This window comes from Methylobrevis pamukkalensis (genome assembly GCF_001720135.1).
In the GTDB taxonomy this organism is placed as follows: Bacteria; Pseudomonadota; Alphaproteobacteria; order Rhizobiales; family Pleomorphomonadaceae; genus Methylobrevis; species Methylobrevis pamukkalensis.
On the sequence record NZ_MCRJ01000040.1, the window covers coordinates 21633 to 31596 of the forward strand.

The window sequence follows — 9964 nt, forward strand, 5'->3', positions numbered from 1 at the left end:
TGCCGGGTGGGCGCGCTGCCGATGACCGTTCCCGTGTTCCGACCCTGCATGACCACGCGGATCGAGGGCTTTTCCGTCGACGATCTGAAATGGCGGATGTTCGACGGCGTGTTCGCCGATCTCTGGTCGGTGCGCTGCGCGCCGCATGCGGGCGGCGACTATGTCGGCCGCGATCCGCGCGTGGTGGTGATGCTGGAGGCGCAGGGCGCCGGATCCCTGCAGTTCGAGACCGGCGACCAGCGCGGCCATCGCCGCAGCGGCAACGCCATGACCGTCAGCTACGTGCCGGCCGGGCTGCCGATGCGCGGCCACGTCGCCGGCCTCAGCCGGCTGCGCCATCTCGACCTCCATCTCGACACGGCTGCCTTGCACCGGCGCTTTGCCGGCGATCTCGACCCGGCCCGGCTCGATGTGCCGCGGATGATGCTCGACGACGAGCGCCTCGCGGCGATCGCCGGCCTGATCGCCACCGACATGGCGCAGGGCGAGCCGCTGACCGCGCTCTACGGCGAGAGCCTCGTCACGGCGCTGCTCGCGGCGCTGTTCGAGGTGCGGCCGGCGGCGACGGTCCGGGGCGGGGGGCTGACCGAGCGCACCCGGCGCAAGGTCTGCGACTATATCGAGGCCAATGCCGCGCGGACGATCCGCCTCGAGGATCTTGCCAGGATCGCCGGCCTGTCGGTCAGCCATTTCAGCCACGCCTTCAAGGCTTCGGTGGGCATGGCGCCGCACCGCTGGCAACTGCGGGCGCGGGTCCGCCTTGCGCAGGATCTGCTCGCCCGCTCGCCGACCTCGCTGGTCGATGTCGCCGCGTCCACCGGCTTCTGCGACCAGGCGCATTTCACCCGCGTGTTCAAGTCGGTGGTCGGCGTCACGCCGAGCGTGTGGATGCGCGGACAGCGCGCGGACGGCTGACACGGGTGGATGGGTGCGTCCTTCGGGACACAGTCCGGGCAAAAGCCCTTCGCCGGCGCAATTTCCTGCAAGAACCGCAGGAATCTTCAAGCCGCCGATGATTGTGGATAATAAAACTCAAGAAACTCGACTCCACATTCAGACCGGGCAGCGGCGCCCTGCCGCTGCCCTCTCCACGGGGCTGACCGACAGATGTCCATGCGTTCGATCGTCTTCCGCCGCCGCTGCCGCCTGATGGCGAGCGTGGTTCTTTCCGGCTCCGCCGGCCTGGGTCTCGTCACGACCGCCGCCGCGCAGGAGGCGTCCGGCACGGTCCTGCTCGACCCGATCGTGATCGAGGGCGAGGGCAGCGCGACCGGCGCGGTCGACGGCTATGTGGCCAAACAGACGGCGACCGGCTCCAAGACGGCGACGCCGATCGAGGAGATCCCGCAGTCCGTGTCGGTGATCGGCCGCGAGGAGATCGACGACCGCGGCGCCCAGAAGGTCGACGAGGCGCTGGCCTACACGCCGGGCGTCTTCGCCCAGCCCTTCGGCGCGGACAGCGACACCAACTGGCTGTTCATCCGCGGCTTCCAGGCCACCCAGACCGGCATGTATCAGGACGGGCTGCAGCTCTACAGCTACGGCTTCGGCGGCTTCTACGTCGACAGCTTCCTGCTGGAGCGGATCGAGGTGCTGCGCGGCGCGGCCTCCGTGCTCTACGGCGGCAGCAATCCGGGCGGCCTCGTCAACCTTGTGTCGAAGCGTCCGACCGGCGAGCGCATCCGCTATCTGGAGGCCGGCATCAACGACGCGGGAACCGGTTATGTCGGCTTCGACGTCGGCGATGCGGTGAACGAGACCTTCGATTACCGCGTGCTCGGCCGCGTCCTCGGTGGCGACGGCTACAGCGACAATCAGGACGACCTGCGCGGCGTGATCTCGCCGAGCTTCACCTGGAAGCCGGACGACGCCACCAGCCTGACCGTGCTGGCCAACTACACCCACATGGACCAGACCCACGGCGCCGGCAGCTTCCTGCCCTATGTCGGCACGGTGGTTCCGGCCGACTTCGGCTACATCGACCCTGACAAGAACTTCACCGAGCCGGACATCGACACCTATGTGCGCAAGCAGGGCTCGATCGGCTACGAGTTTTCCCACGAGCTGGAAAGCGGCTGGACCGTGCGCCAGAATGCCCGCTACGGCCACAGCGACCTGCACGAGATCTCGCTCTATCCCTATGGCTACCTCGGCTATGCGCTGGAGCCGTCCGATCCGGACAACCAGCTGACCCGCATCAATTTCGAGCACAGGACGGTGGTCGACACCTTCCTCGTCGACAACCAGCTCGAGGGCGAGTTCGACACCGGGCCGGTGACGCACCGGCTGCTCGCCGGCGTCGACTACAAGTTTTTCACCATGGACCAGGTGCAGTCGAGCGGCAGCGCCACGCCGATCAGCGCCACCGATCCGGTCTATGGCGAGGCGCAGGGTGACCGTTCGGCCTATATCGACCAGGTGATCGACCAGCATCAGCTCGGCCTCTACCTGCAGGACCAGCTGCGCTTCGGCGGCGGCTTCCTGCTGACCCTCAACGGCCGCTACGACTTCGTCGACACCGAGGCGACCGGCACGCCGAGCTATTCGGGCGATGCCGGCGAGTTCAGCTGGCGCACGGGCCTTGCCTACGAGTTCGCCAACGGCGTCACGCCCTATGTCAGCGCCTCGACCTTCTTCAACCCGCTGGTCGGCTCGTCCACCGTCACCGGTTTCTACGAGCCGGAGAGCGGCGAGCAGTATGAGGTCGGCGTGAAATACGCGCCGGACTGGTTCGACGGCGTGTTCACCGCCGCCTTCTTCGACCTCACCCGCCAGAACATCGTCACCGGCCCGTATCTGGCGGAAACCCAGATCGGCGAGGTCAACTCGCGCGGCGTGGAATTCGAAGCCAAGGCGAACATCACCGAGAACCTGCGCCTCACCGCCGCCTTCACGGCCTTCGATCTGGAAATCACCGACGACGCCGACACGACGATCATCGGCAACACGCCCTACATCGTGCCGGAGCGTCAGGCCTCGCTGGCGCTCGACTACACCTTCGGCAGCGGCCGGCTGGAAGGCTTCACGGTGGGTGCCGGCATGCGCTTCGTCGGATCGTCCTGGGTGGACAACGCCAACACGCTGAAGGTGCCGAGCTCGACCGTGTTCGACGCCAAAATCGGCTACGAGCAGGACAACTGGGGCGTCGGCCTCAACGTCACCAACCTCGCCGACGAGCGCTATGTGGCGAGCTGCCAGACCGCCTACACCTGCAGCTACGGCGAAGGCCGGGCCATCAAGTTCAGCGCGCATCTGCGCTGGTAGACACCGTCCCCGGCAGGGGCTCCGCATCCTGACGACCTTCAGCCGGCCGGATCCCGCGATCCGGCCGGTTCGCGTTTCAGCGCCCCTCGCGCCGGGCCATGAAGGCGAGGCGTTCGAAGAGATGGACGTCCTGTTCGTTCTTGAGCAGGGCGCCGTGCAGCGGCGGGATGATCTTGCGCTGGTCGGCCGCGCGCAGCGTTTCCGGGTCGATGTCCTCGTTGACGAGCAGGCGGATCCAGTCGAGCAGTTCGGAGGTGGAGGGACGCTTGCGCAGGCCCGGCGTGTCGCGGATCTCGAAGAAGGCGGCCAGCGCCTCGGCCAGCAGCTTCTTCTTCAGGTCGGGAAAGTGCACCTCGACGATGCCCGCGAGCGTGTCCGGGTCGGGGAAGCGGATGTAGTGGAAGAAACAGCGGCGCAGGAAGGCGTCGGGCAGTTCCTTCTCGTTGTTGGAGGTGATGATCACGACCGGGCGCCGGACGGCGCGGATGGTCTCGCCGGTCTCGTAGACGAAGAACTCCATCCGGTCGAGTTCGAGCAGGAGGTCGTTCGGGAACTCGATGTCGGCCTTGTCGATCTCGTCGATCAGCAGCACGGGCCGCACCGGCGCGGTGAAGGCGTCCCACAGCTTGCCGCGGCGGATGTAGTTGGAAACGTCCGCCACCTTCGGGTCGCCGAGCTGGCTGTCGCGCAGCCGGGACACGGCGTCGTATTCGTAGAGGCCCTGCTGGGCCTTGGTGGTCGACTTCACATGCCATTCGATCAGCGGCGCGCCGAGGGCACTCGCGACCTCCCGGGCCAGCACCGTCTTGCCCGTGCCCGGCTCGCCCTTGACCAGCAGCGGCCGCTCCAGGGTGACGGCGGCGTTGACCGCGACGACGAGATCGTCGGTGGCGACATAGGTGTCCGTTCCAGCAAATCGCATCCGCTCGTCCTTGTCCTCGTGAGGCGCCGCCCGCCGCGGGCCTGGCTGGCACCGGAACACCTTTCCACATGCCGCAGGGCCTGCCGGGAAAAATCTGCCGTGCGACGGTGTTTCTTGCCGGGGCCTTCTGGTCCGCGCACGGTTAATCTATCGTTAACCAGCTTGATTTCAAACGAAAAAACGGCCTGCCGCCAGATGGCACGCGCCTTGCGCTGTCATTTCCGAGCGCGGCCCGTGGTGGCTGCGAATTTGTCGAGCAAGAGGGTCATCACGTGGGCATCCTGTCAGCCATCAGCAAATCGGTGGGCGGCCTCAACGCCCAGTCCTTCGCCCTTGAGAACATCTCGGGCAACATCGCCAACACCCAGACCGTCGGCTACAAGCGGACGGAGACCAATTTCCAGACGCTGGTGCAGAGCGAAGGCGGCCGTGTCAGCGCCCAGGCCTCGGGCGGCGTGATGGCCTCGGCCCGCGCCACCAACGACATCGCCGGCTCGATCGAGCGCGACGACTCCGAAACGTCGATGGCGATCCAGGGCGATGGCTATTTCGTGATCCGCGAGAAGACCGGCGAGGTCGACACGACCGCGACCTTCTCCACGGAAAACGTCTACACCCGCCGTGGCGACTTCACCCTCGACAAGGACGGCTACATGGTCAACGGCTCCGGCTACTACCTGGCCGGCCTCGAGCTGGACCCGTCGACGGGCAGCGCCGTCGGCGACGCGGTGGAGCTGATCAAGATCGACAACGACGGCATCGGCGCCGAGGTGACGAGCGAGATCGACTACAAGATCAACCTGCCGAGCTATCCGCTGACGGCGAACGCCGACGAGGACATCGAGGGATCGGAACTGTGGACCGGTACCGAGGCCGGCAACGCGACGATCACGGCCGACTCCAGCGACGAGTTCCTTGAAAATTCCGTCTCCGGCGGCGCCGTGACGGTCTACGATGCGAACGGCACGCCCGTGAACGTCCAGTTCCGCTGGGCGAAGGTGGAGGTTCCCGCCGGTGCGCCGGCCGGCACGACCGACTCGTGGGTGGGCTACTACCTGTCGGACTCCACGGCGACCGGCACCGACGAGATGTGGACCAGCCTCGGGCAGACCTACAACTTCTCCGAAGACGGCACGATCAACGGCTCCGCCACCGAATACACGATCTCGAACCTGACCGTGAACGGCAACGCTCTCGGCGACATCACGATGAACCACACCGCCACCGGCATCACGCAGTATGACGACTCCAACGGCGTGACCAAGGTGACGACGCTGACCCAGGACGGCCTGCCCGCCGGCGATTTCGTCGACCTGTCGATCTCCAGCGAAGGCAAGCTGGTGGCCAACTATTCGAACGGCAAGTCGGTGGCGCTCTACGAGATTCCGCTCGTCAATTTCGCCGGCGACTCGGCGCTGCGCCACCTCGATGGCGAGGCCTTCTCGGCGACCAAGGAATCGGGGCCTGCCGTCTACGGCGCGTCGGGCTCGATCGTCGGCCAGTCGCTGGAATCCTCCAACGTCGACCTCAGCGACGAGTTCACCAAGCTGATCGTCACCCAGCAGGCGTTCTCGGCCAACTCGCGGGCGATCACCACCGCCAACGACATGCTGTCCGAGGTCCTGAACATCGTCCGGTAATCGCACTTACCCTCCGCCGCCCACGCGCGGCGGAGGGCCGGTCTTGCGCTCTCGGGAGCGCTTCGGAGAGGCAGGCCGAACGGGCGTGCCTCGGGCCGGGCGAACCGTGGGGTTCGCCGTGGGGGATGAATGAGCATCACAAGCGCCTTGCGGACGTCGCTCTCCGGGCTCAGCGTGAACCAGCGCGAGCTGGAGGTCGTCGCCAACAACATCGCGAATGCGAGTACCGTCGGCTACACCCGCAAGACGCTGGAGACGTCGGCGAACGTCTCCGGCGGCAAGACCTATGGCGTCTCCGTCACCGCGCTGAACCGGGAACTCAACGTCCAGGTCCAGAAGCAGTGGCGCACGTCGGTGGCCGCCAGCGAGTATTCCGGCATCCGCTCCGACATGATGACGCGGCTCGACGCGCTCTACGGCGAGCCGGGCAGCGAAAGCTCCATGTCGGCGATCTTCTCGGCCTTCACGTCCTCGATCGAGGCGCTGGCGACATCGCCCGAAAGCACGACCACCCGCACCACGGCGGTGGCGGCCGCGGGCAATCTCGCCACCTCCATCAACCAGCTGTCCGACCAGATCCAGTCGCTGCGCAACGAGGCCGAAAGCGGAATCGCCCAGGCGGTGGAGGAGGCGAACGCCCTCCTGCAGCGGATCGAGACCCTCGACAAGCAGATCGTGGCCGCCAGCGCCGGATCGCTGTCGCCGGTGGCGCTGATGGACCAGCGCGACGCGGCGGTCGACAGCCTGTCGCGGCTGATGGACGTCCGCGTCTCCGAGGAAGCCAACAACAAGATCACCATCTCGACGATCGGCGGCGCCCAGCTCTACGGCGCCGAGGCCGCGACGCTGAAGTTCGACCAGCACGGGGTGATCGACGCCAAGTCGACCTGGAGCGCCGATGCGGACGAGCGCACCGTGGGCACGGTGACGCTGGTGGGCAACGACGGCTATTCGGTGGATCTGTTCGCCGACGGGGCGATCCGCTCCGGGTCGATCGCGGCCTACAAGTCGCTGCGCGACGACACGCTGGTCGAGGCGCAGACCCAGCTCGACGAACTGGCCAGCCAGATGATCCTGGCGCTGTCCAACCGCACCGAGGCGGGCACCGCGGTGACCAGCGGCGCGCAGGCCGGCTTCGACCTCGACACATCGGCCCTCCTCGAGGGCAACACGATGACGCTGACCTTCGACGACAACGGCACGGCCCGAACGTTCAGCTTCGTGGCCACGGACGGCGCTGCGACGGTCGACAACGACTACACTGCCGATCCGTCCGATACGGTGGTCGGCATCGACATCTCGGGCGGTGCCGGTTCGATCGCCACCCAGATCGCCGCCGCGCTCGGATCCTCGTTCACCGTCTCCAATCCGTCCGGCGACACGGTGCGGATCCTCGACGACGGGGCGGCCGACACGATCGACATCACCGGCTTCGATGCGTCGGTGACGGTGACCGACGAGCAGTCGGGAGACGCGGCCTTCGCGCTGTTCGTCGACGGCGGGGCGAGCGGCGGGGCCTACACCGGACTGATCGACGGCGAGGATCAGCGACAGGGGCTGGCCGCGCGGCTGAGGGTCAATTCCGCCGTGCGCGCCGATCCGGCGCTGATGGTCAACTATTCGGCGACCACCGCGCCCTCGGATTCGACCCGCCCGGCCGCGATCCTCGAGGCGCTGACCAACACCAACGTCACCTTCTCGGGGGAGGGGACGGGCATCGGCTCGAAGTCGACGCCCTTCGTCGGCACGATCGACGACTATCTCGCCCAGATCATCTCCACCCAGGCGCCCAGGCCAGCCAGGCCCAGAGCATCGCCGACGGCCAGTCGATCGTCACCACCAACCTCGCCGAGCGCTACGACGATTCCAGCAAGGTCAACGTCGACGAGGAGATGGCGCGGCTCGTCGAACTGCAGATGGCCTACCAGGCCAACGCCCGCGTGATGAAGGCCGCCCAGGACATGCTCGACGCCCTGTTCGGCATCTGAAGGATCATCCGATGTCCGTCACCGCCCTTTCCGCCACAACCCTCGTCTCGCGAATCTCCACGATGCGCCAGCAGATGGAGGCGCTGCAGATCCAGCTCACGACGGAGAAGAAGTCGACGAGCTATGCCGGTCTCGGCTCGGGGCGGATGCAGTCGGTCACCTTCCGCCAGCAGATCGCCAATCTCGACGCCTATTCCTCGACGATCGATCTCGTCTCCACGCGCATCAAGCTGATGGACACGGCGCTGACCCGGATCGGCGAGATCCCGAGCGACGTGAAATCCGCGATCGATCCCAACGCCTTCGTGGTGCTCTCCGACGGCAAGACGGCCGCGCAGAAGACCGCCCAGGTGGCGCTTCAGGAAACCATCGGCCTGCTCAATTCGGACGCCGCCGGCCGGCATCTCTTCGCCGGCGACGAGACCGACGCCGCGCCCGTCGTCGACTACGACACGATGATGAACGGCGACGGCACGCGGGCCGGCTTCCTGCAGTATACCGAGGAACGGCGCATGGCGGACCTCGGCGCCGATGGTCTCGGGCGCCTTGCCACGGCGCGCACCGGCTCGACGGTGACGCTGCGCAAGGACACGCCGGTCACCACCACCTTCGGTTTCGACATCACCGGCGTTTCCACGACGATGACCGGCGTCACCGCGTCGGTCTCGGGAAGCCCCGCGCAGCTGTCGGTGAACTTCACCGGCCAGCCCGTGTCGGGCCAGACGATCGCCATCGAGCTCACCAATCCGGACGGCACCACGTCCACGGTCGAACTGCAGGCGACGACCGGTCCGGAGGTGGAGGATGGCCAGTTCCTGATCGGCACCACCTTGAACGCGACCGCCCAGAATTTCCGGGTCGCGATGTCGGCCGGCGTGGCGGCGGCGGCGGAGACCGACCTTGCCGCCGCCTCGGCCATGGCGGCGGCCGACGACTTCTTCGACACGGCCGGCGGCGCGCTGCCGCAGCGGGTCGACACCTCGGGCGGCTCGGCCTACGAGGCGGTGGGGCTGGTCGATGCCGATCCGGCGTCCTCGGTGATCTGGTACACCGGCCAGAACGATGCCTCGCCCGCCCGCAGCGGCGCGAGCGCGAAGGTCGACAGCAACATCACCGTGGACTACGGCGCCCGCGCCAACGAGGAAAGCCTCGTCAACGTCGTGAAGAACCTCGCGGCCATGGCCGCGGCCAGCTTCGACGAGAGCGTGGCGACCGACGAGGCCCGCTATGCCGCGCTCGCCGAACGGGTCGACACCGCGCTCGACTTTCCCGATGGCGCCCCCAATCCGCAGGATCTCCACGCCGAGATCGCGGTGGCCGCCGCCACCATCGAGGCGGCCGACGACCGGCACGTCACCAGCAAGGCGGCGATGCAGGATCTGGTCTCGGACGTGGAAGGCATCGACAAGTTCGAGGTCAGCGCCCAGCTGCTGCAGCTCCAGACCCAGCTCGAGGCGAGCTACCAGACCACGTCGATGCTCTACCAGCTCTCGCTGGTGAACTACCTCTGATCAGGGCAGGCGAGGGATGCGCGGGTCGGCACGTGACGCGGTGGTCTTGCCGCTGGCGTCCGGCGCGGCGCTATGGCGTCCTCACCCGCTGGGGCTTTCCCTCGTCCTTCGAGACAGGCGCTTTGCGCCTTCCTCAGGATGAGGGAAAGCGCAACTCATTGATCAAGAAGAAAAGTATTCCGAATGCCTCATCCTGAGGAGGCCCGGGAGGGCCGTCTCGAAGGACGAGGCCGGGCACCCGGATGATCCGACGTGGGAATGATGCCGGCTGAAACCGGCAGAGACCTTCGAGCCCGGCCTCAGCCCGCAGCCGGGGCCTGTCCGGCGGCCGCGGAGGCGCGCAGGCCGGCGGCGATCTGACGGTTGATGTTGATCAGCGTCGTCAGCTTTCCGGGTTCGGGCCGGATCAGCGTCTTCATGGTGTGATTGAAGATGAACACACCGAGATTGGCGACATTCTGCTTGATGTCGGCGGGCAACGGATTGTCCACACTGGTCGCCGACGTGGCGAGAATCGTCCAGAGCCGCCGATTGTAGGTCAGGGCCTCGTCAGGTCGGCAGAGCGCTGCTTCTCCTCGACCTCGTCCCAGTTGTCCTTGATGGCCTGGAGTTTTGCCGCCGCCTTGATGAGAAGGGACG

8 protein-coding genes are annotated in these 9964 nt (G+C 66.9%); 6 read left to right on the forward strand and 2 right to left on the reverse strand.

All coding sequences use genetic code 11. From position 1 onward, the window contains the following. Positions 1-48 precede the first annotated feature (48 nt). Together A6302_RS08535 and A6302_RS08540 are read left to right on the forward strand one after the other, a co-directional pair. The gene (locus A6302_RS08535; protein WP_083255629.1) at positions 49-915 is read left to right on the forward strand and encodes a helix-turn-helix domain-containing protein; all 867 of its coding nucleotides are present in this window, start codon (positions 49-51) and stop codon (positions 913-915) included. A 198-nt stretch (positions 916-1113) separates the two neighbouring features. Beyond that, on the forward strand, positions 1114-3264 hold the full coding sequence (locus A6302_RS08540) for a TonB-dependent siderophore receptor (protein WP_141703566.1): 2151 nt from the start codon (positions 1114-1116) through the stop codon (positions 3262-3264). Between the two features lie 76 nt (positions 3265-3340). Here the strand turns inward: A6302_RS08540 and A6302_RS08545 are convergent, their stop codons facing one another. Continuing rightward, complete coding sequence (locus A6302_RS08545; protein ID WP_069306681.1) at positions 3341-4186, reverse strand: AAA family ATPase; 846 nt, start codon at positions 4184-4186, stop codon at positions 3341-3343. A 272-nt stretch (positions 4187-4458) separates the two neighbouring features. Here A6302_RS08545 and A6302_RS08550 point away from each other — a divergent pair, with 272 nt between their 5' ends. The 4 genes from A6302_RS08550 (at position 4459) to A6302_RS08560 (ending at position 9325) form a co-directional block, all read left to right on the forward strand. Continuing rightward, entirely contained in the window at positions 4459-5826 is a 1368-nt protein-coding gene (locus A6302_RS08550) for a flagellar hook protein FlgE (RefSeq protein WP_069306682.1), read from the forward strand. Positions 5827-5955: 129 nt separating this feature from the next. Further along, complete coding sequence (flgK, locus tag A6302_RS26125; protein WP_083255628.1) at positions 5956-7770, forward strand: flagellar hook-associated protein FlgK; 1815 nt, start codon at positions 5956-5958, stop codon at positions 7768-7770. Next, entirely contained in the window at positions 7743-7814 is a 72-nt protein-coding gene (locus A6302_RS26130) for a flagellar basal body rod C-terminal domain-containing protein (RefSeq protein ID WP_425349138.1), read from the forward strand. The genes flgK and A6302_RS26130 overlap by 28 nt, the downstream gene beginning before the upstream one ends. An 11-nt stretch (positions 7815-7825) precedes the next feature. Then, positions 7826-9325 carry a flagellin gene (locus A6302_RS08560; protein ID WP_069306683.1) on the forward strand — a complete coding sequence of 500 codons (1500 nt, stop codon included), beginning with the start codon at positions 7826-7828 and terminating at the stop codon, positions 9323-9325. Between the two features lie 299 nt (positions 9326-9624). Here the strand turns inward: A6302_RS08560 and A6302_RS24350 are convergent, their stop codons facing one another. Further along, positions 9625-9816, reverse strand: a complete 192-nt coding sequence (locus tag A6302_RS24350) for a flagellar biosynthesis regulator FlaF (protein WP_245293991.1) — start codon at positions 9814-9816, stop codon at positions 9625-9627. Positions 9817-9964 lie beyond the last annotated feature (148 nt).

What these genes read in the sequence shown, in the direction of transcription:
- A6302_RS08535 (WP_083255629.1), top strand. Translation starts at nt 49, where the DNA reads ATGACCACGCGGATCGAGGGCTTTTCCGTCGACGATCTGAAATGGCGG.
- A6302_RS08545 (WP_069306681.1), bottom strand. Translation starts at nt 4,186, where the DNA reads ATGCGATTTGCTGGAACGGACACCTATGTCGCCACCGACGATCTCGTC.
- A6302_RS08560 (WP_069306683.1), top strand. Translation starts at nt 7,826, where the DNA reads ATGTCCGTCACCGCCCTTTCCGCCACAACCCTCGTCTCGCGAATCTCC.
- flgK (WP_083255628.1), top strand. Translation starts at nt 5,956, where the DNA reads ATGAGCATCACAAGCGCCTTGCGGACGTCGCTCTCCGGGCTCAGCGTG.
- A6302_RS08540 (WP_141703566.1), top strand. Translation starts at nt 1,114, where the DNA reads ATGCGTTCGATCGTCTTCCGCCGCCGCTGCCGCCTGATGGCGAGCGTG.